Raw genomic sequence first — 22,586 nt, 5'->3', positions numbered from 1 at the left:
GGGAACCATGGCGGTCAAAGAACCCAGTTTTACCATCGGCATCGAAGAAGAATATCTTCTGGTGGACGAAACAACCCGTGCGCTGGCGAGCGAGCCGCCGCCGGAAATGTTAGCCGCCTGCGAAACCCGCATTAAAGACTTGGTCCGACCCGAATTTCTCAAAGCCCAAATCGAGGTCGGCACCACGGTGTGTAAATCCGTTGCCGAAGCCCAAGGCGAACTGGCCTATCTGCGCAAAGAAGTCGCCGCCATCGCCGATGAATACGACTTGGCCCCCATCGCTGCCTCCACCCACCCGTTTTCAGAATGGACCGCCCAGGTTCACACCGACAAAGAACGCTATAACGAGCTCGCCGAAAACATGCAGGGTGTGGCCCGGCGTTTATTGATTTGTGGCATGCATGTGCATGTCGGCATCGATGACGACGAAATGCGCATCGATCTATTGAACCAGGCCAAGTACTTCCTGCCGCATATGTTGGCGCTGTCGACCTCATCGCCGTTTTGGCGCGGTGACAATACGGGGCTGAAGTCGTATCGGCTGAGCGTGTTCGACGAGCTGCCGCGCACAGGGCTGCCCAGCCGGTTTGAAACCTATGGCGATTACCGCCGCCATGTGGACGTTTTGGTAAACGCGGGCGTCATCCCGGACGGCAGCATGCTGTGGTGGGACCTGCGCCCGGCGGAACGCTTCCCCACCTTGGAGATGCGCATTTCCGATGTCTGCACGCGCCTCAAAGACGCCAGCGCCATCGCAGCCCTGTTCCAATGTTTGCTGCGCATGCTTTATCGCTTGCGCAGATCAAACCAACGCTGGCGCAGCTATGCCCACATGTTGATCAACGAAAACCGTTGGCGCGCACAGCGCTACGGTGTGGACGAAGGTATGATCGATTTCGGCCGCGGCGAAATGGTGCCGTTCCGCGAATTGATGGCGGAATTGATGGACATGCTGGCTGAAGACGCCAAGGTTTTGGGCTGCGAAAAAGAACTTGCGCGCATTCCCACAATTTTGGATCTGGGCACCAGTGCGCATGAACAAATCAAAGCCTATGACACCGCCCTGGGCCTGGGTGCCAGCCATGAAGAAGCCCTGCAAGCCGTGGTCGATTGGCTGGTCACCACCACCGTTGAGGATCTTTGAAGTTATCCCCTGTTACCCCCAGGTTTTCCACATGGACGGAACAGGACTTGGCGGCTAAGTTTCCGCCAACGTAAATGCATCAAAGGATTTCACCATGACCGACGTTGGTGGCATTGCAGGCGATCGCTTGCGCTCATTTGTGGAGCGCATCGAACGTCTCGAAGAAGAAAAAGCGGCGCTGGCTGCAGACATTCGTGAAGTCTATTCCGAAGCCAAAGGCACGGGCTTCGACGTCAAAATTTTGCGCCAAGTCGTGCGCCTGCGCAAAATGGACGTGTCTGAGCGCCAAGAGCAAGAAGACCTCTTGGACATCTACAAGCGCGCCCTGGATATGTAGAAGTTTTGGCGATAAACTTTTCTTGCCAGACAAGAGGAGCCTTGCCATGACTTCATCCACATCCCCCAAAGTTGCCGTCATTCTTTCCGGTTGCGGCGTTTTCGACGGCGCGGAAATCCACGAAAGTGTGTTCACGCTTTATGCGCTCGACAAACGCGGCGTCGGCTATCAGTGCTTTGCGCCCGATGTGGAGCAAGCCCACGTGATCGACCACACCAAGGGCGAAGTCGCCGAAGGTGAAACCCGCAATGTCTTGGTCGAAAGTGCGCGCATTGCGCGGGGCGATATTCAGCCGTTATCCGCATTCAACATCTCAGATTTTGACGCCGTGGCCTTCCCGGGCGGGTTTGGCGCGGCGAAAAACCTCTCCTCATTCGCATTTGATGGAGCGGACTGCACCGTCAACGACGACGTCACCCGTGCGGTGAACGACACAGTCGCAGCCGACAAACCCATCGCAGCCCTATGCATTGCCCCTGCGGTCATCGCAAAGGTTTTGAACGCACCTGAGGTCACCATCGGCCAAGACGAAGGCACCGCCGCCGCCATCGAAGCCATGGGCGCAAAACATTCCCCCACCGGCCACGTCGGCATCGTGATTGATCCGAAATACAAACTGGTCACAGCGCCGTGCTACATGCTGGAAAGCACCATCACCCAAATCGCCGACGGCGCGGATGCGGCGATTGAAGCTTTGTTGGCGATTGTTGAGGATGGGGTGGCGGTGAAGTAGCTAGTTTACTTCCCTCGGCTCGCTCAGGGGCAAGTACCTGTGAACAACTACCCCAACGCCAACAACATATGATCCCTCAGCTCTTCCGGCTTTGGCGGTTTGACGATGAACGCGTTGATTTTGTGGATGCGGCCTTTGCGGATGTTGTCTTCGGTGTCGGCTCCGGTCAGCATGAGAATCGGCACAGACTTAAAGCGTTCCACTTGGCCGTAGCGCACACGGCGCGCAAACTCAAAGCCATTGAGTTCCGGCATTTCGATGTCCGTGATGATCATGTCCACATTGCGCGTGTCTTCCAACACATCTAAGGCCACTTGGCCGTTTTCGGCGCAAAGTATGTTTTGAACACCCAACCCTTGCAACACCTTGGTCACAACCGTGAGCGAGAACGCTTCGTCCTCGACCACCAAAACGGTGAGCACTTTAAAATCAACAGCCATAAAAACCTCCCATACTCAAGCCGCCAACAGTGTCCCAGAACATAAGAAACCCGGCAAGGGGCCATTCCTTGCCGGGCAGCACGCTTGGTCGCGTTTTTAAGTTTGTTAGCCGCGAGCGATGGCGAGTTCGCGCATCACATTGGCTTCGGTTTGTGCTTTTTCAATGCACATGTGCATGACGTCGCCTTGGGAAATCACACCCAAAAGCTTGCCGTCTTCGATCACAGGAATGTGGCGAAAACGTCCGTTGTGCATTTTACTTTGAACATCCACGACTTCTTCATCCAAGGTGCAGGTCGTAACCTTTTCGGTCATCAAATCGCGAACGCGGTTGTTGATGACGTCTGCGCCATTGGTGTTTAAGCCTTTAACGATATCGCGTTCGGACAAGATGCCGATCAACAAATCTTCGCCATCACGAACCGGAAGAGCACCGATTTTATTCATGGTCAAAATCGCAGCTGCGGTTTGAATGGTGTCTTCGGGGCGCAAGGACAGAACTTTATTGCCTTTGCGTTGGAGGATCGTTTCAACTTTCATACAAAGTCCCCTTCTTCTTTATCAACTTTTTGTACTTCCAAAAACCATGATACAGAAATAGTTGATGAAATCCATATATATTGGAACTTTCATATAAAATTGGCTCAAAAATGCGTTATAAATGCAAAACCGCCCACACTTTTGGGTAAGTTTTGAAACATAATTAGCCGCTAGCCAACGGCACCTGATATGTGCGCGACGGCGATGGAGATGCGCCGGGTCATGTCATAAAGCTCTTCCAAGGGGGCAAAAAGCTCGCGGTGTTCCTTCTCATAGCCGTGTTCGGCATCCGTCCGGTAGGTCGCTTCTTCGCCGAACGCTTTGGCGTCCGTATCCGCGCCCGAAACCGGGAAAGCATTGCGCAGAACGTTCAGCGCGTGCTCCACATCCAGGTTCAACAGCGCCTGAATGGTTTCATCCGACGAAGACACCTGACGGTCAGAGAACTTCGGCAAGCGCGCCGCCAGCAAAAACATTTCGTGGATCAGCGCAATGCGCACCGCATGCAACAGCAACAAATCGGGGTAACAATCGTCCACCAACGTCGGCAGCATTTCATCCGCGCCAACGGCTTTGAGGCCACGATCCAGATAGAGTGTATCGTTCAAGAAAATGCGATAGACCCGGTTGACCTTTTCGTGACGGCTGGAGTGGCGCAAAAGATCGGCCAAGGTCTGCATTTGCTCGGCACGCTCAGGGTTTTCTTCGATGGCCGCACGGCGCAGCCATATGGCTGGGTCAAACAGGGACACATACCCGTGCAACGCATCCAAGTTTGAAAGATGTCTTGCATAAGCCACCATCGCGGTGAAGCGGCGACAGCGATCCGACAATTGGAAGACTTCGGCAAAGCGGTCTTGGTCTTTGGCGATGGCTTTGCCGTGCCCGCTGATGGTGTTGGAAAAATAACCCAGCTGTTGCAAGATCGCATTGTGCGGAATGGCACGCACTTGGCTGGGGTGTTCCAAGTCCACCTGCGCCCCGCCTTCGTGCTGGCGTTTAACTTTGCGCGAACCGGTCGGGTACAGCAAGTTGGTGCCGAACAAGTTCAACGTCGCGGCATAGTTCGGGTTTTCCATGAGCCGCTCATTAAAGCCCGTCACGGTCATGAAATAATCCAACGAATAATCCGTGTCTTCGTAAAACACATCTGCCGACACAGGTTTCGTTTTACGGGTCAGCGCGTGTTCCAACAGACGGCACACCGTGGCGAAGGCTAAGTTCGGATGGGCAAAATACACATACCCATCGCCGCCTTGGAAGCTGACTTCTTGTTTCACATGAATGCCGGCGGCTTGGAACTTCGCGCGGGCTTGGGGTGGATAGGTGTAATCCAGACGGTCCGCAAAGCTCAAGGGATGCGCGCCGCGGCCAATGGATTCCCCGTGGGTGTCGAAGATCAGGAGCGAAACACCTTCAACCCCGCTGGCCTTGATGCGTTTGGCAAGTTTGATGCGGATGCGCTCAATCGCGAGGGATGCCGGAACTTGACCGATGTAGCGCCCCGCGTCCGAAAAGCCCGTTTGAATGCAAATGCGCCCGCGCCCTTTGACATAGTCCACATAGGTCGGGTTTTTCAAAAGCTCGGTGACGATCTCGTGCCCTTGGTCCAAGGCAAAGCCGGTTTCGAACAAGGGGGAGATATCGATTTTGTCGTCCACCCCAAACAGCTTGGCAAAATAGAGCGCCGTCAGCACCGTGAACGGCGTGTTGCATTCGGCGATCAAGAAGCGCACGGGCTCGTCTTGATCCACATACGTCAAAAATTTGGCGACCAGCATGAACACACGCTTCGCCGTGGCGCGTTCGTTCATAATGGTGCCGAAGTTGACAGACACCGGCTTGACGTTTTGCAACAAGCTTGCGATCTCCACCAAATACCGGCGGCGGTTGGCGGGGTCTTCGGGCATGGTGGTGATGTCGATGTTGTGGCGAATGGCGTTGGTCAGCTGTGTGGCATTGATGCGCATGTGCGTTTGCGCAAAGGCCAGACCGAAGTTTGCCATTTCCGCACGCAACACGGCTAAGTCCACAGCGTGTTCGCCGCCTGCTTCTATCGTGTCGGTCAACACATCCGTGACGCCCGCAATGCTGACCAAGCGATCTTCCACGCCTTCAGCCAACGCACGGCTAAACGCGCCAACTTCGTCAATGGAGTTGGGGTTCAGGGCCAAGCGCTCCAAATCGCCGTCCAACTGCACAAGTGCGGTCCTTAGCATAGCGCGCGCGTCGTCCACACCAGAAACACCGTCAAGGCTGTCGAGATAACTTTCCAACGCCAAGCGTTCCACACTCATGCGCATGAACAACGTATCGGACCACCCAATATCGGCGCGGCCGTCCAAGTCATAGCCCACCCAACTCGCCACCGACAAAAGCTTCGGCGTTAACGTGAGCCACTGGTAGGGGTAATGCTTTTGGGCAACCGCAAACACCACGCGATAGACCCGGCGCAAGGCCAGGTGAATGTTGCCGATGGCCATGGTGGCAAACTTTTGTTCGTCCGCCAGACCGATTTGGTCCGGCGTGCCATGGGGCTTTTCAGCGATGGATTTCACCAGGGCGTCGAACTCGGCCTCGCTCAATTTAGAGCCATCCGGATTGCACTCAACGGCCAGCGCCGCTTCGGCTTCGGTCAGGTCTTGGGACACGGTAAACGTCGGGTGCGCGGTAAACACCACGCCAAAGACTTCCCGCTCCACCCGACTTTTGAACACATCAAAATCGGCCTTGGCGCCGTCGTCTTGGGTCAAGCCTTCGAACAAATCGTGCAAAAGCTGTTCGTTTTTATCGACATCCAGCTCCCCAACATAATCACGCAGGCGCTGGGCGCGGTATTTAAAGGCACTGAGCGTCAACAGTCGAACCAGGTCGGAAAAGCCGCCTGTCGACACGTCGCCCGATTGACGCAGACACGACACATACAGAGCCATGCGCCGGATCGGGGATTGCAAGTGATTTTCCCGCGCTTCGCGCTGGAATTGCTGGAGCTTGTCGGCCAGCTCGTCACGCAAATGACAGGCGCGGGGAAGAATTTTGTGTTCGGCACCGCGAAAAGCGTCGTTCTGGGGCGTATCGGGCATGGGAATACCTATGTGTCCTCAACTCAAACAAAATCTAGCCGCAAAGCAGCTATGGGATGGGGAGGCCACATATATTTGAGGGTTTTATAATGAAGCTCAGAGCCTTTTAAAACACCCCTTTGGGTATTAACGGCGAAATTGAGCAACGAGCTCCACATGCGGGCTGTAGGTGAATTGGTCGATGGGCTGAACGGAAATCAGCTGAAATCCACCATCCACAAGAACCCGCGCATCCCGGGCGAACGTCGCCGGGTTGCACGACACGCCAACCACGTGCTGCACATCAGCCTCAGCCAATTGCTGGGCTTGGTCCAGCGCACCTGCGCGTGGTGGGTCGAACACGACGGCGTCAAAGACGCACAGCTCTTTGCCGACAAGCGGATTATTGCCCAAATCGCGCACATGGGCAGAGATACGCCCGCCTAAATCTGCACGCCCGGCGCCACGCTCCAACGCCTTCAACGATGCCTCGGTCACATCAAACGCGTCCACCCGGCCTTGGCGGGATAAGGGCACGGAAAAGCTCCCAAGCCCGCAAAAAAGATCGGCAAAGCGCCCAGAAACTCCCTCCAGGCCCGCCAAAACGGCATCACGGATGGCATGCTCACCCACAACGCTCGCCTGTAAAAACGCGCCTTGGGGCAGCTCGACCTTGACCCCCGACAAATCGATCAGGGGCGTGGCCGCCTGCACAATCGGTTCGGGGCTCTGGCCGTCTTGTTTCCAGCCGATACGCGCGGTCTCACAGGACTGAACAAACGCCGCCAAAGCTTCGCGTGCAGCCAAGTCTGGGGTCTGATCACATTCGATTAAAATATCCGCACCGTTTTCGCAGTCTGTGACATGAATGCGCGCCCGCGCCCCGTCTTGCAAAAATGCACCGAACGCGGCTTGCATGGGGGCAATCAAGGCATTGAGCTCTGCCACCAACAACGGGCAATTTTCCACCGCCACCAGATCATGGGATGCGCGGGCATTAAAACCAAAAAACAGCTTTTTGCCGCGTTTGAGCGCCGTGAACGTGACGCGCCTGCGCGTTCCTTCACCTATGCGTATAGGGGCCGAGACAGGCACAGTGTCAAAGCCGCGCTTTTGCAAGGCCTCGACCACACGCGCTTGTTTCCAAGCGCCATAGGCCTGATCCGTTAAGTGTTGAAGCGCGCACCCACCGCAGGTGTCAAAATGCGGGCACGCGGCGTCTTTGCGATCTTCACTTTTAGAAGCTATGTCCAAGAGTTGGCACAACACACCCTCGCCACGTTTGGCACGTGTTTCGACGCGCACACTTTCACCGGGCAATGCACCGGGGATATAGAGCTGTTGCAACTTGCCTTGAAATTCAGCGTGGGCAATGCCGTCGCCTTGCGCGCCCAAGCTTTGCACGCTGACATCCAGCTGTTCGCGCACAAGCTTTGGGGCCGTACGCTTACGGCCACGGTGTTTCTTTGGCCGTCGACTCACGGTTTGTGCATGTCCAAAACGAAGTCGTCGAACACCTTCTTCACGGCCGCGTCGATGGCGGCAACGGAATGTTTGACCGCGTTGGTTTCAGCCGGGATTTCGGTGCTGTACTCACCCAAGACAACAAGCTTGCCGGAGTTTTCATCGCGCAACGCCAGCTCAAATTCGGCAATGCCCGAAGAGTTGTCACCGTGCACGGTGTCCAACCGGATCAAGCGCCCCTGAACGGTGTAATCCGGACGCACCCGCATATCGGGCGTCACCACTTGTTTGGCCACACCGGCAGAACGCAAGTATGACACCAAAGCACTTTGCAACATGGTGGGTGGGGCTTCGATCCAGAAGTGGTAATGGTATTCCGTCACCATGGGCGTGCCGTCTTCTGCGTACAGGATCGGACGGCTGGATGGTGAGCCGGCGGCAGCGAAGCGGTCAACCTCAACCACACCGTCCAAGATCGGCGCGTCCATCTTTGCATCCGCGCGCGGCGACAAGCGATAATAGATGTCTTCGGGTTGCGGTGGTGGCGCGGCACATGCCGTCAAGCCCACCGACAACGCCACTGCGGCCAGGGATGATTTCAACAAGCTGTTCATGGTCATGTTCCTTACACCCCTTATTTGCCTTTTTGCTGCGGGTTGGAGCCCGACAGCAACACGCCCGGATTGGCCCGGATTTCACGTGTAAATTCATACATGTTACGCGCAGCCCCTTCGACGTTGAGGTTCACGCTGTCGATGTGACGCGCTAAAGATTCCGTCACGTGCTTCAAGTCGTCGATGGATTTTTCCACATCGTTGCGGTTTTCGCCCACTAAGGTTTTGCTTTCATGCAACAACTGGTCAAGCTTTTGGCGCGTGTCGTCAAGGTTCGCCGACAAGTCCGCAAAGTTGGCTGCAGAGGTATCCACGTTTTCAGCAATGCGCGGAATGCGCTGATTCAGATCGATCACCAACTTAGACAGATCATCCGCGATCATGGCGAACTGTTTGATCATGCGCTGTCCGTCTTGGTCCAACAATTCGCCCACCGTTTCCACAGTAATCGCAAAATTCCCCACGGCGGTGTTGATGGTTGCCAGCAAGGGGCGTAGATCATTTTCCGCTAAGCTTGAGATATCACCCGCAACACCCGACATGACCTTAAATAAATCGGATGCTTCTTGCGCCGTAATTTCTGTCCCCGGTTTGTAGGGGACAGGGCTGGAGCCTGCGTCAAGGTTAATGGTGATCGCCGACAACAAACCCGAAGCACCGATGCGCGCGATGCTGTCGTCAGGGATTTGCCACCCTTCAATAACCTCATAATCGACGCGGAACTTCATCGACCCGTTCACGGGGACGGGCGTGACGCTTTCCACTTGGCCGATGGGATAACCTTCGTACAGCACTTGAGTGCCAAACTTCACCCCGGTGACGTTGGTGTACGTTGACGAGTAGGCGTCGGTCGATCCCGTGCGCCCCGTCAACATAGCCATGGCGATGACAAAACCCACCAAGGCGGCGGTTATGAAAATCCCAACTGCAACATAGTTGATCTTTGCCGTGTTCATCTGGGCATTCCCTCAGCTTCTTCTTTATCGCCGGTCAAGCGGCGCAGGTATTCATCGGCGTCGATCTCGGCTTCTTCCGAGCGGCGATTGAGCAAGTTCTGAATGCGTTCAGACTTGCTTTTTCTCAATTCTTCGACCGTACCAACAAACAAGATGTTGCCTTGATCCAAAACGGTAATCCTGTCCGCAATGGTAAAGGCACTTTCCAATTCATGGGTCACCACACAAATGGTCATGCCCATGGCGTCCCGCAGACGCAAAATCAATTCATCCAGCTGCTTGGACACAACCGGGTCGAGCCCTGCACTGGGCTCATCAAAAAACAAGATCCGTGGGTCCATAACAATGGCCCGGGCCACGGCGGCGCGCTTGATCATGCCGCCCGACAGTTCGGACGGCATCAAATCTTCAAAACCCGACAGCTCGACCACTTCCAGCTTCATGCGCGCCATGATTTCCATGGTCATGCGGTCCAGCTTGGTGTGCTCATAAAGCGGCAGCATGATGTTTTCACCCACCGTCATGGAACTGAACAACGCACCACCTTGAAACGCCACGCCGAGCTTTTTGCGCAGATCGAACAGTTCTTTTTGCGACAAGCTCCAGACGTCGTGGTCCAAGATTTTAATGGTGCCCGATGTAGGCGGCTGCAAAGCCATCAAGTGACGCAGGAACGTCGACTTGCCCGAGCCGGATCCACCCATAATCACCATGATTTCGCCTTCGACGATATCGACGTTCACACCGTGCAAGATTTCACGCGGACCGTAGTGGGTCACCAGATCGCGGACCTCAATAACGGTGGCGGGAGATGTGTTTTCAGCTTCGCTCATAACGCCTCCCTAAAACGTCGCCACAAGGGCGAACAACATATCCGTGACGACAATGGCGGAAATGCACTGCACGACGGAGCGCGTGGTGGCTTTGCCCACACCTTCCGCGCCGCCCTTGACCATAAAGCCGTTGAGCACACCGATGAGCGCAATCAAAATGCCAAAGATTGCGGCCTTGCCAAGCCCATGGAGAAGATCATCCAGCGACAAAACGTCAATGGTCTGGTCGAAAAACGCAGCCAAGGACATACCCAGCGCCGCATTCACATAAAGGGCTGCGGCATAGAGCCCCAACGCCATGGACATGAAGGTGAGGACCGGAACCATCACCAGAGACGAGATCAGCGACGGCACCACCAAAAAGCGGGTCGGGTTGATGCCCATAACTTCCAGGGCGTCGAGCTCTTGGTTGATTTTCATCGTGCCCAAACGCGCCGACAAAGCAGAACCAGAACGGCCCGCAACCAAAATGCCTGTGATCAGCGGGGCAAATTCACGCACCATGGAAAAGGCGACCCCGACCACCACGTGGCCTTCGGCGCCGAAGATCTTCAAAGAATAGATGCCTTGGATAGCAAGCATGGCACCGATGGCAGCAGCCATAATGCCGATGATGCCGATGGCGCGCACGCCGATTTCCATCATTTCGGCGAAGACCGCGCTCATCCGGACGGGCTGGCCCATGCGGGGGCCGACAATCAGCCAATAGATGCCTTCAACCAGCATGAAGCCGTTGCGTCCGACCTCGTCCATGCCGGACACGGTCGCCCGGCCGACACGGTCGAAAAAGCGGCTCATCGCGTTTTGATTTGGCTCGTCAGCCATGGGCTCTCAAGGCTCCCCCAAGTGGTGCACACAATTTCGGCTTAGCTTATAGCTTTTTTTGGTTATGCCAAGCCGCTCAAGGCGTCGTCAATGGTGTCATAAATGACAAACACCTGATCCAAGCGCGCCAGCTTCAACACCCGCATGGGCGTTTCACTGACTTGCGCCAAAGCGAACCCTTGGCCTTTGGACTTGGCGGTTTGAAACGCTTCGACCAGCGAAGCGACGCCGGATGAATCGATATACGCCACGCCGGACAGATCGACGATAACCCCAGAGCCTCCCGCCAATTCCTTCAACAAAGCGTCACGCACCTGCGGAGAAGTGCTCAAATCCACTTCGCCGGTGATCCCGACCACCTTTAGTCCATTGTTTTCAGATACTGAAATATCCATCTTTTATCGTTCCCTGCCCTTACATGGCTTTTTTCAATCTGAGCAGGTTACCCTGCCCATCGGGTGGAGGCATATGTTCCACGTCATCCATCACTTCGCGAATGAAATGCACGCCCAATCCCCCGGGGCGCACGTCGTCGAGATCGCGCGGTTGGATTTTCGAAACATCTACAGCGGGCGCAAAATCGCGGATCAAGACCACGAAGTTTTTGCTTTCACAGCGGATTTCCACATCCATATCGCCGTCTTCGCGCCCGCCGTAGGCATGGCGCACGACATTCTGGCAGGCTTCGTCCACCGCCAGAACCAAATCTTGGCATTCTTCTTTGTTAAAACCGCAGGTATTCGCCGTGTCATTGATGGCTTGACGGATCAGCTTCAGACTGGCGGGCCGGGCGGGCACGCTCAGTGTGCAGAGTTGACCTTCGATGGGACCATCCATACGCGGCAGTTCTCGTTGCGGTTTCGGATCAGGGTCATAGTCTGCCTGTTTTTGACGGTCTTGCAAGGGTTTAGCGTCATCAATGACCAAAACCGTGACATCGTCGCGCAGGGCTTCGCCGGTGGCGCTTAATCGCTCGGCCACGGCGGTGATGCGCGCATGCCCACTTTTGGAGCTTTTCAGTCCCTCTTCAATCATGGCTTCAAAACCGTCCGCGCCCAGTTCTTCACCTGCGGCGACGTAGCCCTCGGTCGCGCCGTCGGTGAATATATAAAGAGAACCGCCGCGCAGGTTAATCACCTCTTCCGCCACCGGACCGCCCCCCGTCAATTCCGGGGGGATGCCCACGGGCGGGGCGCTGGCTTGCAGGGATACGAATTCACCCTCCGGTGTGTGGAACAAAGGCGGCTCGTGGCCTGCATTGGCCAGCACCAAACGCCCGCTGGAGGGATCGTAAATGCCGGCCACCATGGTCACGAACATGCCGCGCAGGGTTGTTTCACAGACTTCTGCATTGATGCGCTGAAGCAGCCGACCCGGGCGCATATCTTCCTTGCCCAAACATCTGAATAAGCTCGCACTTTTCGCCATCAACAGGGCTGCATTCATGCCCTTTCCCGAAACGTCGGCCAAAGTGAACACGATGCGCCCATCATATAAAGTGAAGTAGTCGTAGAAATCCCCCGACACCACGCGGGCCGGATGATTGACCCCGGCGATGATGCTCTCATCGTCTCCCGGCTCGGGCAAGAGGCCACGCTGGATTTCACCCGCGCGCTCCAACTCGCGGCGCATGACTTCTTTATCTGCAACCGCAGCCGCCATGCGCGCATTGGAAATCGCCAAAGCCGCCGAGGATGCCAAGGCTTCCAACACCTGAAGATCTTCGTCATTGAACAGTCCGTCGCCGCTGGACTTGTTGACCACCTCGATGGCGCCTAAGCGTTCATCCTTGACTGACATTGGCGCGCACAGGATCGAACGCGTGGTGAAATTGTGTTCTTTATCGAGATCTTTGTTAAAGCTGGGGTCGTTTTGCACGTCCCACACCACTTCGGAGGTGTTCGAAGCGACCGAACGCCCCACAATGCCTTGCCCGGCGGGAATGCTGAGGCCGCGAATATCGATGGGGCCGTGGCTGGCGTGACAGACCAAGTTTCCGTCATCTTCACCGCCTTCCAACACGAACAGCGCGCCGCCATCGACACCCATCAGCTCTGTGATGCGTTCCAAAGCGCGGCTCATGGTGACTTCGATGTCTTGAGTGTCGGCATAGTGCCGCCCCATCTCAATCAGAAGTTCTAACTGTTCGTTCAAGGCCTTACTCCCCCTAGGACACCTCCTTTATACGGGAGTCGCAGCCATTTGCAGCGTTTTTTTCTCACACCAACCCAGCCGCCCCATACCGCATAAATAAATTTAACTTATAACACTACTTATTTGTTTAATATGACCCTCTAATATAAAAGCAAATACAAGGGCTTTGCGAGCAACTTTAGACTCATAACGTCTCGAACTTAGGATATTTTGTTGTAATGCATCCGTAGTATCAATTGACACCGCCCCCCAGGCATATTACGAAGACTTGTCCAATCTCAGGCTATACACCTGAGAATTATCTACTTTTGACTATTATACACCTGTCCTGTGTATGAATAGCGAGAACACAAAAACGTCCGATTTTGGGGAGGGACCATGACTTCTGAAGCAGATACCGCCCACGTGCATGAACATCACTGGGAATGGAGCTGGGCGCCGCTGTTAGCGGTTGCTGGCACGTTCTTCTTGGTGCCAATCGCTTTTTCCACCTTCTTTGTTTATGAAGATATGATGCTTACGACGGTTTTCGCCGGCGTCGGCACAGTTATGTTACTGGCGGGTGTCGCCATGTGGGTTGACGAAGGTCTGACCCAGACGCCGCTTTTGGCGGGCGTCGCCAATATTGGCCTGCCAATCTTCATCTTGTCTGAGATTTTCATCTTCCTGTCGCTGTTTTCCAGCTACTGGATGATGCGTCTGGGCATCGAAAGCTGGCCGCCGGAAGGCACGCCGCACATCGATAAAGTTCTGCCGGTCATCATGACCTTTATTCTGGTCGGGTCCTCCGTCACCGCACACTTTGCCGAAGAAAAGTTGGAGCACGGCGACCTGTCCGGCTTTAACAAATGGTGGATCATCACCATCGTTCTGGGCTCTGCCTTTTTGGGCTGCACCCTCTACGAATGGGGCCACTTGATCCAAGAAGGCTTTATCCCGTCCACGAACGCTTACTCCACGGCGTTTTACACCATCACAGGCTTCCACGCCTCTCACGTGTTGGTTGGCTTGGGTGCATTCATTGCCGTGTTGATCCCGGCATTGGGTGGTCGTACGAACAAAACGTTTGTCAGCTGTGTGTCGGTTTACTGGCACTTTGTGGACATCGTTTGGTTCTTCGTCGCGTCTCAGATTTACTTCTGGTAAGCCGCGATATACGGACGGAAACGTGTTGATGTCCCGGACCCGCACACTTTTGGCATCTGCCATAACCGCCTGCGCTTTGGCCGCTTTCCCGGCCAAGGCGCAGTACGGCGGTGCCGTGCCGGTTTCGGACATCGATCCGTCTATTTTCCAAATTGATGAAAAAGAATATTTAGGGGCGAAGGTCAGCGGCGATTTCACGCTGATCGACGGGCAGGGCCAAGAGTTTCAATTGGCCGATAAGCTCGGAAAGCCGCTGATATTGGTTTTGTCCTATTACACATGCGATGGCAGTTGTTCCGTCATCAACCAAGACCTCAACGCCCTTTTGGATGAGGTCGAGGGGATCAAACCCGGTCAGGATTTCGACGTTCTGACCATCTCGTTCGACGAACACGACGACCTTAAGTCCATCGGCGCGTTCAAAGAACACTTACAGATGACGGAGAAGATGAACGGCTCTTGGACGTTTGCGACGTTCAAAGACAAAGAGCAGATCAAAAGCTTCGCCGATACCATTGGTTTTAAATATTTCTGGTCGCCCCAGGATCGGACGTTCTTCCATCCGGGCGCCTTCATGTTCCTAACGCCCGAAGGGCGTCTGGCGCGGGTGTTGTATGCACTCAACTCCGAGCCGCAGGATGTCAAACTGGCTGTTTTTGATGCCAAAGCCGGGGAATTCAAGCCCGGTGAGATCATCGATTACGCCATAAGTCTTTGTTACAGTTACAACTATGCTGAGGGGAAATACACGGTCAGCATTCCGTTGTTTGTTGGTGCGGGCGCCTTGTCCTTAGGCGTCTCGTCCTTTGCAGTTTCCGTTCTGTTGTTCCGCAGACGGAGGAGAGGGAGGTTAAGTTAATGATGAAATTTCTGTCAGCAATGACAGGCTTGGTCGGCACAACGTTGGTGTCTAGCCAAGCTTTCGCTAAGGAACTGCCCGTTCCCAACGAGTCGTGGGAACGTCTCTGGGATACGGTGATGTTAGATATCACGGTTATCGGCGTGATCATGGCCATTGCCGCGGTTTGGATGTTGTTCAAATTCCGCGCCACCAGCCCCGATCAAGTGGGAACCGCGAAAAAGCTAACGACCGTCCAGTCGATTGCTTTTGCGCTGATCCCGGCTTCGATCTTTATGGCTGATGACTTCTACTTGGCCGCCAACGGTTGGACCGTTTGGAACGACTACCGTCGTGTTCCGGACAACGCCATGGAAGTCAAAGTCATCGGCTACCAGTGGTACTTCGAATATGAGTATCCGGGTGGTGTCTTGGTCGAAGCCGATATGGAAACGCCTGTCATGATCCCAGTGGGTCAACCGGTGGTATTCCGCATGACGTCCGAAGACGTGATCCACTCGTTCGGTATTCCGAAATATCGCGTCAAAGAAGACATTATGCCGGGCCGCAAAACCTACATTTGGGTCAACCCGGTTGAGGCACAAACTGACGGCGTTGTGCAATGCGCAGAATTCTGCGGCGAAGCACACTCGCAGATGTCCAACCCGATCCACGCGGTTCCGCAAGCGGAATACAACGCCTGGCTCGCCAAAATGGCAGCTGAAGGCTAAGGCCCCTGGCTTATTGATTTTGGTGGCCTGCTAATCCCGGAAATAGCATTTCCGGGGCAGGACACCGGAGGGAGAGAAAACCTATGAGTACTCCGACAACCACAGCTTCTCACTCTGCGGCTCCGGCCTGGAAAGAGTGGCTTTTAACAACTGACCACAAGCGCATTGGCGTTTTGTACCTGGTCGGTTCCATGGCGGCGTTTGGCGTCGCCGGCCTGATGGCTTTGATCATTCGTTTCGAACAGATGGAACTGGGTATGCAGTTCATCAGCAGCGGCACGGAATACAACGGTTATCTGTATTTCCACGGCGCAGCGATGATCTTGGCGTTCCTGATCCCCGGTCTGACCGGCTTTGCGGCAAACTACTTCTTGCCGCTGATGATCGGCGCACGCGATGTGGCGTTTCCGCGCATCAATGCGTTTTCCGTCTGGCTGTTCTACTTCGCCATCGTTTTGGCGCTGTTGAGCTTCATCGTTCCTGATGGTCCTGACATCATGTGGACCGGCTATCCGCCGTACTCCGTAACGTCGGCCTCCAACACGTCCATGTACGTGTTCACCGTTCACCTGTTGGGCTTCTCGTCCATTTTGGGCGCCGTGAACTTCTTGGTCACCGTGATTTACATGCGGGCACCGGGCATGGGCTGGAACCAGCTGAACATCTTCGTGTGGACCACGGTCGCCGCGTTTGTCATTCAGTTGATCTTCATCCCTGTTTTGGCTGCTGCCGTAACCTTGTTGCTGTTCGACAAATATCTGGGCACGCACTTCTACGATCCATCTGCGGGTGGTGACGTGTTGCTGTATCAGAACTTGTTCTGGTTCTATTCGCACCCGGCTGTTTACGTGATCTTCTTGCCTGCCGTCGGCATCTTGTTCGACATCATGGCGACCATGGCGAAGAACCGCGTGTTCAACTACAAAGCCGCCGTCTACGCCGGCATTTGGGGCATCGTTGGTATCGCTGGCATCGTGTGGGTTCACCACCTGTACATCGCTGGCATGCCGGACTGGATCCGTCTGGGCCACATGGTCACGACGCTGCTGATCTCGGTTCCGGTGGGTATCTTGACCCTGTCTTTGTGGGGCACGCTCTATAAAGGTGCGATCACGTATAACACCGCAATGATGTACGCAGCTTCTTGCTTGTATCTCATTTTGTTGGGTGGTTTGACGGGTATTCCGCTGGCTATTCCGTCCATGACGCTGCACCTGTCGGAAACGTCTTATGTGCACGCTCACTTCCACTTCATCATGGCGTTGTTCTCGGCGTTTGCGCTGTTCGCCGGCATTTACTACTGGTTCCCCAAAATGACCGGTCGTTTTGCCGACGGTCCGATGGCAACCATCAGCTTCTGGCTGAACTTCGTCGGTGTGAACGTCACTTTCTGGCCGCTGTTCATCATCGGTAAAGAAGGCATGCCGCGTCGTTACTGGGACTATGAAATGTTCAAGGATGTTGAAGTCCTGGGACGCAGTTTCCAAGAGTTCCATTTCATCGCCACCATCGGTGCAGGCGTGATCGCCATTGGCATGCTGTTGCAATTCATCAACTTCATTGCCTCCGCGTTCAATGGCAAACCGGCGCCGACCAACCCGTGGAATTCCAAGTCTTTGGAATGGACCCACACGGCTTCGCCTCCGGGCCCGGGTAACTTCGGCGACACAGACGTGATTGTCGACGAAAACTGGTCGCCTTACGAGTACACCAAAGGCTAAGTCAGAAACATCTGACCAACACATCAAGCGGGGGCTTTCGGGCCCCCGCTTTTTTGTTGGCAGGATCCGCCCCAAAATCGCAAAAAACCTTGAATTTTAACGGGTTTTTTCGGCTCTTTCCTTGCGATAAGAGCCCTAAAAATGTATATCTGGAACACAGAAAAAAGATGGGGAGTTCACCAATGAACGAAACGGCTCAAAACGAGTCCAAACCAGCCGCACGTCCGGAAATTCCACGTGCGCGTCTTTGGATCATGGGCGCTTTGTTCCTGATCGTCGGTATCGGCATGTACGCAGGCACCATGTACCGTATTCAAAACTACGGCTACGTCGGGGTGGGTGCTGACCAGCCCATCAAAGAAGACACGCAACTGCACAACTGACCCGGACCGCCAGACATGATCGAAGTCACAACCATTCCGCATATCAATGCTGTTTTAAACGCTGTAACCGTGGTGCTGTTGTGGATGGCGCGCAGCTTTGTCAAAGGCGGCAATATCCAAGCCCACAAAAAGACCATGATCGCAGCACTTGTCGTGTCGGCTGTGTTCTTGGCGTTTTATCTCTATTATCACTTCAATTCCGGTCTCGCGAAATTCGGTGGCGAAGGCATTATCCGTCCGATCTATTTCACCATCTTGATCGTGCACGTGGTGGGTGCCGTTGCTGCGACCCCTTTGGTGCCCATGGCGGTGTTTCACGCCATCAAACGCAACTTTGATGCCCACAGAAAAACCGTGAAGTGGGCGTGGCCGATTTGGTTCTTTGTCGCGCTCACGGGCGTGATCGTTTACGTCATGGCGCTGCACATCTGGCCGTGCACGGGCCTGTGCCAAGCCTCTGGCTTGAACCTGCCCGGTCAATAGAGCAACAGGCCATGCACGCACCCGCCCTGCCCCCGCTCATGGACCGCCTGCACACTGTCATGGACGGTCCGGGCGCGCGCCTGTGGCTGACGCGCTGGGTGGTTCTGGGTTTGATCGTTTTGGGCACGGCGGGCCTGTTTGCTTTGCCATTGGCATTTGGACGCGCACCGGGCATCAGCGATTATTTCCCGTGGTTCGTTGCGAACTTTCACCGCTTTTTGGTGGTGCACGTCGACTTTAGCTTCGTCGTGTTTTTCCTGTGTATTTTTGCCGCCGTGGCGCACGTAACCGCGTATCGTTTGTCGAACGGCAGCCCTCGTCTGACTGTTTTGGAATTCGCCGCATTCCGTTTCGCCGTGGTCGCGGTCGCCGGCATGTTTACGCCCGTGCTGCCGCTGTCCGAAGAGGCCCTGTCCCTGTTCCCCATGCTGGTGGGCGAACCGGTGATGAGCAACTACGTGCCCGTCGTCACCAGCCCGATGTTCTATCTGTCTTTGTTGGTTTTGGCCGTCGCCATGGCTTTCATGGCCGCCTTTGCGTTGGTGAACCTTTGGGAGCGCCCCGCAGCTGCAAAAGCAGAGCACGGCCAAGGCATCGATGTGTTGAGCTTGGCGGGCCTTGTCTCTGCCGCCGTCTACCTGTTGGCGTTCGGCTACTTTCTGTTCACCTGGAAGCTGCTCGATGGACAGCCCATTACACATCAATTCAACGAAGAACTGTTCTGGGCCGGCGGCCATGTGCTGCAGTTCATCAATGTGGCCCTTTTGCTCGGCGCTTGGTACGCCATCTCGTCCAGCGTTTTCGGCCCAAGCACGTTCAACCCCATGACCGTTGTGTTGGCTTTAGGGCTGCTGGCTGTGGCTGCGTTCACAACGTCGCTGATTTCCGTTTTCTACGAAATCTTTAGCGCCGACTGGCTGTTGGCGTTCACCAACTGGCAATACGCCTTTGCCCCTGTGACACTGATCGTCGCCTTGCCCTTGGTCAAAAACTTAATGACGGGCACAAACAAGCCCTGGAAAAACCCAGGCTTTGTGGCGTTGGTCTTGAGCCCTTTGGTGTTTGGCATCGGCGGCGTCATGGGATTGTTCGTCGACGGACAAGACACCCGCACGCCTGCGCATTATCACGGCATGATCGCCGGCGTGACCTTGTCGTTCATTGCGCTCTATTACGTGGTTTTCTTGCCCTTGCTGGGCCGCACCATCACGCAGCCCAAGCTGGCACTGGCGTCGGTGTGGCTGTTTGGCGTGTCCCAAGCCTTGGCCAGCAGCGGCCTGTTCATCGCAGGCGGCCATGGGGCGGCGCGCAAAACGGCGGGCGCGGACCAAGGCCTCGACGGCTTTGCTATGAAGCTTGGCATGGGGCTCAACGGCGGAGCCGGCCTTTTGGCGATTATCGGCGGCGCCCTGTTTGTCTGGGTGACAGCCAGCGCGCTACTGGGAGGCCAGAAAAAAACCGAATAACACATAGGAAAGAACTGGGTCAGGGGAGGCCGAGTTCCTACATGGATAAGGAATAATCAAGATGACCGGGAGACATCTGGGGAATGCTGAGGGGATCATGACAGTGGCTGACAACACCGCAGACCACGCGAACCAAGAGCGCGACGACGAAGCGGTTCACGCTGAACACGTCAAAGCAACGGAAGGTTACCGCTTCCGCGTGGCGGACTATGCCAACTTGCTCAAACCGCGGGTGATGTTTTTGGTGGTCTTCACCGCCATCACCGGCATGGTTTTAGCGCCAGGGCACATTGTGTGGTGGCAAGCTTTGCTGTCCATCGCATGCATCGCCATCGGCGCAGGGGCGTCGGGTGCCATCAACATGTGGTACGACCGCGACATCGATCAATTCATGAAGCGCACGCAAAAGCGCCCCATCCCGGCGGGCAAGGTCGAACCGACCCAGGCCCTAGTGTTTGGTGTCGTGCTGGCGGTATTTTCGGTCGTGGTGATGTATTTCGGTGTGAACTCCGAAGCCTCCGGTCTGTTGCTGTTCACAATCTTGTACTACGTGTTCCTGTACACCATGTGGCTGAAGCGCTCGACCCCGCAAAACATCGTCATCGGCGGTGCGTCCGGGGCGTTTCCGCCGATGATCGGCTGGGTGTCCGTCACAGGCGATTTCAGCTTTGCATCCGGCATTTTGTTCTTGATCATCTTTTTATGGACGCCGCCGCACACCTGGGCTTTGGCCCTGTTCCGCCATGGCGACTATGAACGTGTCGGCGTGCCCATGATGCCCGTTGTGGTCGGCAGTCACCGCACCAAAATCCAGATCCTTGTCTACACCGCACTGTTGGTTCCGGTAACATTAATCCCCGGCTTTATTGGCATGTCGGGGTTGCTGTATACCGCAGGTGCGGGGGCCCTCGGTGTGTTGTTCCTGCATCATTGCTGGAAGCTGTTCAAAGACAAAGAAGACAAGCATGCGCGTCCGACGTTCTTATTTTCGATCCTGTATCTGTTCCTGATTTTTGCATTTTTGCTGATCGACAGGATTGCATGGCTACCGATGCCTGTTACCTTCTAGGGTATGAAAAAACCTTATGACGACTTAGAGAACCGCTTTAAGCGCTTGGATGCGCTGGGTGGCTCCATTTCCATGCTGCACTGGGATATGTCGGCGATGATGCCGCCGGGCGGTATCCATAGCCGCACCGAACAGTTGGCGGTGCTCAAAACCCTGCATCACGGCATGCTCACCGACCCCGCCCTGCCAGATCTATTGGACGGGGCCGAAGCCGATCAGCATTTAAGCGATTGGCAGCAGGCCAACGTCAAAGAGATGCGCAAATCTTGGGTGCATGCCAACGCCTTGGATGCGGACTTCGTCGACGCCTTCACCCGGGCCTGCACCAAATGCGAAACCATTTGGCGCCAAGCCCGCCAAGACGCGGATTTCAATGCCGTCCTGCCCGCCCTGGAAGAGGTCTTGAACCTGGTGCGTCAAGAGGCTCAGGCCAAGTCCGAGAAACTGGGCGTCGGCCTGTATGATGCATTGCTCGACAGCTATGAGCCCGACGGACGGACCGAGGATATCGCCGTCGTGTTTGCCGATCTCAAAGACTTCTTGCCGAATTTCTTGGACGACGTGTTGGCCAAACAAACTGCGGGGCCGGATATTCTGCCCTTAGAAGGCCCCTTCCCGCCGGAAAAACAAAAAGCACTGGGCCAAACCTTCATGGCCGCACTGGGCTTTGATTTTGACCACGGCCGTTTGGACGAGAGCCACCATCCTTTTTGCGGCGGCACATATGACGACGTGCGCCTGACCACACGTTATGACGCGGCGGACTTTACCTCGGCGCTCATGGGTGTGCTGCACGAAACCGGGCACGCCATCTACGACCAAGGCCTGCCCAAAGATTGGCGCGGCCAACCGGTGGGGTCTGACCGGGGCATGAGTGTGCACGAAAGCCAATCTTTGCTGATCGAAATGCAAGCGTGCCGCTCACCGGAGTTTTTAGAGTACGCAGCCCCCTTGATGCGCAAAGCCTTTGGCGGCTCAGGCCCCGCTTGGGAAGCCCCGAACCTCACCCGGCTTTACACCAAAGTCGAAAAGGGGGTCATCCGCGTAGACGCCGACGAGGTCACCTACCCCGCTCACGTGATCTTGCGCTTTGAATTGGAACGCGCCGCCATTGCGGGCGATCTTCAGCTGAAGGATTTGCCCGGTGCGTGGAATGAAGGTTTGGAAAAGCTGTTGGGCATCACACCGCCCACAGACCGCGAAGGCTGCCTGCAAGACATTCACTGGTATGACGGAGCGTGGGGGTACTTCCCCACCTATACCCTGGGCGCCATGACGGCGGCACAACTGTTTGCCAAAGCCAAAGCTGACAAACCAGAAATTCTGCCGTCCATCGCTAAGGGGGATTTCTCCCCCTTGATGGGCTGGCTGCGCGCAAATATTCACGCCAAAGGCTGCAGCTTACCCACCCAAGATCTCATCACCCAAGCCACGGGCGAGCCGTTGAACGCCCAATATTTCAAGACGCACTTAAAAGCGCGCTACTTGAACGACTAAGCTTTTGAGAAAAACTTTGTGTTAGATGGCCGCTTGAATAGCGTCGCCAAAGAACAACCAGCCCAACATCACGGCGCCGATGAGGATGAACAGAAGGGGGATGTTGTCGTTGCCGAGGTTACGGATAAAGCCCATTTGAAGTCTCCTAAA

The 22,586-nt window shown here is 55.4% G+C and carries 22 protein-coding genes; 12 read left to right on the top strand and 10 right to left on the bottom strand.

Annotation, left to right across the window (positions count from 1 at the left end):
• The first annotated feature begins 7 nt into the window (after window positions 1-7).
• The 3 genes from V5T82_RS13480 to elbB all read left to right on the top strand — a co-directional run bounded on the left by V5T82_RS13480 (window position 8) and on the right by elbB (window position 2,214).
• The gene (locus V5T82_RS13480; protein ID WP_332896177.1) at window positions 8-1,144 is read left to right on the top strand and encodes a carboxylate-amine ligase; all 1,137 of its coding nucleotides are present in this window, start codon (window positions 8-10) and stop codon (window positions 1,142-1,144) included.
• A gap of 94 nt (window positions 1,145-1,238) precedes the next feature.
• Window positions 1,239-1,481 (top strand): DUF2312 domain-containing protein, encoded by a 243-nt coding sequence (locus tag V5T82_RS13475; protein ID WP_332896176.1) that lies wholly within the window; start codon window positions 1,239-1,241, stop codon window positions 1,479-1,481.
• Between the two features lie 46 nt (window positions 1,482-1,527).
• Entirely contained in the window at window positions 1,528-2,214 is a 687-nt protein-coding gene (elbB, locus tag V5T82_RS13470) for an isoprenoid biosynthesis glyoxalase ElbB (protein WP_332896175.1), read from the top strand.
• A 47-nt stretch (window positions 2,215-2,261) separates the two neighbouring features.
• Here elbB and V5T82_RS13465 read toward each other — a convergent pair whose 3' ends face one another.
• The 10 genes from V5T82_RS13465 to V5T82_RS13420 form a co-directional block, all read right to left on the bottom strand.
• Entirely contained in the window at window positions 2,262-2,654 is a 393-nt protein-coding gene (locus tag V5T82_RS13465; RefSeq protein ID WP_332896174.1) for a response regulator, read from the bottom strand.
• Window positions 2,655-2,759: 105 nt separating this feature from the next.
• Window positions 2,760-3,194 carry a CBS domain-containing protein gene (locus V5T82_RS13460; RefSeq protein WP_332896173.1) on the bottom strand — a complete coding sequence of 145 codons (435 nt, stop codon included), beginning with the start codon at window positions 3,192-3,194 and terminating at the stop codon, window positions 2,760-2,762.
• A 170-nt stretch (window positions 3,195-3,364) separates the two neighbouring features.
• Entirely contained in the window at window positions 3,365-6,277 is a 2,913-nt protein-coding gene (locus V5T82_RS13455; protein ID WP_332896172.1) for a phosphoenolpyruvate carboxylase, read from the bottom strand.
• 126 nt (window positions 6,278-6,403) lie between these two features.
• Window positions 6,404-7,738 (bottom strand): class I SAM-dependent RNA methyltransferase, encoded by a 1,335-nt coding sequence (locus V5T82_RS13450; RefSeq protein ID WP_332896171.1) that lies wholly within the window; start codon window positions 7,736-7,738, stop codon window positions 6,404-6,406.
• Window positions 7,735-8,334, bottom strand: a complete 600-nt coding sequence (locus V5T82_RS13445; protein WP_332896170.1) for an ABC-type transport auxiliary lipoprotein family protein — start codon at window positions 8,332-8,334, stop codon at window positions 7,735-7,737. Before V5T82_RS13445 ends, V5T82_RS13450 begins: the two co-directional genes overlap by 4 nt.
• A gap of 20 nt (window positions 8,335-8,354) precedes the next feature.
• A complete protein-coding gene (locus V5T82_RS13440) occupies window positions 8,355-9,290 on the bottom strand; it encodes an MlaD family protein (RefSeq protein WP_332896169.1) in 936 nt (311 codons plus the stop codon).
• Window positions 9,287-10,123, bottom strand: a complete 837-nt coding sequence (locus tag V5T82_RS13435) for an ABC transporter ATP-binding protein (protein WP_332896168.1) — start codon at window positions 10,121-10,123, stop codon at window positions 9,287-9,289. Before V5T82_RS13435 ends, V5T82_RS13440 begins: the two co-directional genes overlap by 4 nt.
• 9 nt (window positions 10,124-10,132) lie before the next feature.
• Window positions 10,133-10,948, bottom strand: a complete 816-nt coding sequence (locus V5T82_RS13430) for an MlaE family ABC transporter permease (RefSeq protein ID WP_332896167.1) — start codon at window positions 10,946-10,948, stop codon at window positions 10,133-10,135.
• Window positions 10,949-11,010: 62 nt separating this feature from the next.
• Window positions 11,011-11,343 carry an STAS domain-containing protein gene (locus V5T82_RS13425; RefSeq protein ID WP_332896166.1) on the bottom strand — a complete coding sequence of 111 codons (333 nt, stop codon included), beginning with the start codon at window positions 11,341-11,343 and terminating at the stop codon, window positions 11,011-11,013.
• 19 nt (window positions 11,344-11,362) lie between these two features.
• A complete protein-coding gene (locus tag V5T82_RS13420; protein ID WP_332896165.1) occupies window positions 11,363-13,102 on the bottom strand; it encodes a SpoIIE family protein phosphatase in 1,740 nt (579 codons plus the stop codon).
• A 378-nt stretch (window positions 13,103-13,480) separates the two neighbouring features.
• Between V5T82_RS13420 and V5T82_RS13415 the strand changes: the two genes are divergently transcribed.
• The 9 genes from V5T82_RS13415 to V5T82_RS13375 all read left to right on the top strand — a co-directional run bounded on the left by V5T82_RS13415 (window position 13,481) and on the right by V5T82_RS13375 (window position 22,436).
• Window positions 13,481-14,248, top strand: a complete 768-nt coding sequence (locus tag V5T82_RS13415) for a cytochrome c oxidase subunit 3 (RefSeq protein WP_332896164.1) — start codon at window positions 13,481-13,483, stop codon at window positions 14,246-14,248.
• Between the two features lie 28 nt (window positions 14,249-14,276).
• Window positions 14,277-15,107 carry an SCO family protein gene (locus V5T82_RS13410; RefSeq protein ID WP_332896163.1) on the top strand — a complete coding sequence of 277 codons (831 nt, stop codon included), beginning with the start codon at window positions 14,277-14,279 and terminating at the stop codon, window positions 15,105-15,107.
• On the top strand, window positions 15,107-15,817 hold the full coding sequence (locus tag V5T82_RS13405) for a cytochrome c oxidase subunit II (RefSeq protein ID WP_332896162.1): 711 nt from the start codon (window positions 15,107-15,109) through the stop codon (window positions 15,815-15,817). Before V5T82_RS13410 ends, V5T82_RS13405 begins: the two co-directional genes overlap by 1 nt.
• Before the next feature lie 83 nt (window positions 15,818-15,900).
• The gene (locus tag V5T82_RS13400; protein ID WP_332896161.1) at window positions 15,901-17,538 is read left to right on the top strand and encodes a cytochrome c oxidase subunit I; all 1,638 of its coding nucleotides are present in this window, start codon (window positions 15,901-15,903) and stop codon (window positions 17,536-17,538) included.
• 182 nt (window positions 17,539-17,720) lie between these two features.
• Window positions 17,721-17,921, top strand: a complete 201-nt coding sequence (locus V5T82_RS13395; protein WP_332896160.1) for a hypothetical protein — start codon at window positions 17,721-17,723, stop codon at window positions 17,919-17,921.
• Between the two features lie 15 nt (window positions 17,922-17,936).
• Entirely contained in the window at window positions 17,937-18,404 is a 468-nt protein-coding gene (locus tag V5T82_RS13390) for a DUF420 domain-containing protein (RefSeq protein ID WP_332896159.1), read from the top strand.
• A gap of 11 nt (window positions 18,405-18,415) precedes the next feature.
• Window positions 18,416-19,870 (top strand): cbb3-type cytochrome c oxidase subunit I, encoded by a 1,455-nt coding sequence (locus V5T82_RS13385; RefSeq protein ID WP_332896158.1) that lies wholly within the window; start codon window positions 18,416-18,418, stop codon window positions 19,868-19,870.
• Between the two features lie 97 nt (window positions 19,871-19,967).
• Entirely contained in the window at window positions 19,968-20,939 is a 972-nt protein-coding gene (gene cyoE, locus V5T82_RS13380) for a heme o synthase (protein ID WP_332896157.1), read from the top strand.
• 3 nt (window positions 20,940-20,942) lie between these two features.
• Window positions 20,943-22,436 (top strand): carboxypeptidase M32, encoded by a 1,494-nt coding sequence (locus V5T82_RS13375; protein WP_332896156.1) that lies wholly within the window; start codon window positions 20,943-20,945, stop codon window positions 22,434-22,436.
• Window positions 22,437-22,586 lie beyond the last annotated feature (150 nt).

The sequence above is a fragment of the Magnetovibrio sp. PR-2 genome (genome assembly GCF_036689815.1).
In the GTDB taxonomy this organism is placed as follows: domain Bacteria; phylum Pseudomonadota; class Alphaproteobacteria; order Rhodospirillales; family Magnetovibrionaceae; genus Magnetovibrio.
Note: the sequence above shows the minus strand (reverse complement) of the source record. Positions and strands in the feature narration are given on the sequence as shown.

Bases quoted from the DNA above. Each gene is read 5' to 3' on its own strand.
- V5T82_RS13445 (WP_332896170.1), bottom strand. From the start codon at position 8,334: ATGAACAGCTTGTTGAAATCATCCCTGGCCGCAGTGGCGTTGTCGGTG.
- V5T82_RS13430 (WP_332896167.1), bottom strand. From the start codon at position 10,948: ATGGCTGACGAGCCAAATCAAAACGCGATGAGCCGCTTTTTCGACCGT.
- V5T82_RS13455 (WP_332896172.1), bottom strand. From the start codon at position 6,277: ATGCCCGATACGCCCCAGAACGACGCTTTTCGCGGTGCCGAACACAAA.
- elbB (WP_332896175.1), top strand. From the start codon at position 1,528: ATGACTTCATCCACATCCCCCAAAGTTGCCGTCATTCTTTCCGGTTGC.
- V5T82_RS13435 (WP_332896168.1), bottom strand. From the start codon at position 10,123: ATGAGCGAAGCTGAAAACACATCTCCCGCCACCGTTATTGAGGTCCGC.
- V5T82_RS13415 (WP_332896164.1), top strand. From the start codon at position 13,481: ATGACTTCTGAAGCAGATACCGCCCACGTGCATGAACATCACTGGGAA.
- V5T82_RS13385 (WP_332896158.1), top strand. From the start codon at position 18,416: ATGCACGCACCCGCCCTGCCCCCGCTCATGGACCGCCTGCACACTGTC.
- cyoE (WP_332896157.1), top strand. From the start codon at position 19,968: ATGACAGTGGCTGACAACACCGCAGACCACGCGAACCAAGAGCGCGAC.
- V5T82_RS13410 (WP_332896163.1), top strand. From the start codon at position 14,277: ATGTCCCGGACCCGCACACTTTTGGCATCTGCCATAACCGCCTGCGCT.
- V5T82_RS13460 (WP_332896173.1), bottom strand. From the start codon at position 3,194: ATGAAAGTTGAAACGATCCTCCAACGCAAAGGCAATAAAGTTCTGTCC.
- V5T82_RS13480 (WP_332896177.1), top strand. From the start codon at position 8: ATGGCGGTCAAAGAACCCAGTTTTACCATCGGCATCGAAGAAGAATAT.
- V5T82_RS13375 (WP_332896156.1), top strand. From the start codon at position 20,943: ATGAAAAAACCTTATGACGACTTAGAGAACCGCTTTAAGCGCTTGGAT.
- V5T82_RS13395 (WP_332896160.1), top strand. From the start codon at position 17,721: ATGAACGAAACGGCTCAAAACGAGTCCAAACCAGCCGCACGTCCGGAA.
- V5T82_RS13400 (WP_332896161.1), top strand. From the start codon at position 15,901: ATGAGTACTCCGACAACCACAGCTTCTCACTCTGCGGCTCCGGCCTGG.
- V5T82_RS13405 (WP_332896162.1), top strand. From the start codon at position 15,107: ATGATGAAATTTCTGTCAGCAATGACAGGCTTGGTCGGCACAACGTTG.
- V5T82_RS13440 (WP_332896169.1), bottom strand. From the start codon at position 9,290: ATGAACACGGCAAAGATCAACTATGTTGCAGTTGGGATTTTCATAACC.
- V5T82_RS13465 (WP_332896174.1), bottom strand. From the start codon at position 2,654: ATGGCTGTTGATTTTAAAGTGCTCACCGTTTTGGTGGTCGAGGACGAA.
- V5T82_RS13390 (WP_332896159.1), top strand. From the start codon at position 17,937: ATGATCGAAGTCACAACCATTCCGCATATCAATGCTGTTTTAAACGCT.
- V5T82_RS13475 (WP_332896176.1), top strand. From the start codon at position 1,239: ATGACCGACGTTGGTGGCATTGCAGGCGATCGCTTGCGCTCATTTGTG.
- V5T82_RS13425 (WP_332896166.1), bottom strand. From the start codon at position 11,343: ATGGATATTTCAGTATCTGAAAACAATGGACTAAAGGTGGTCGGGATC.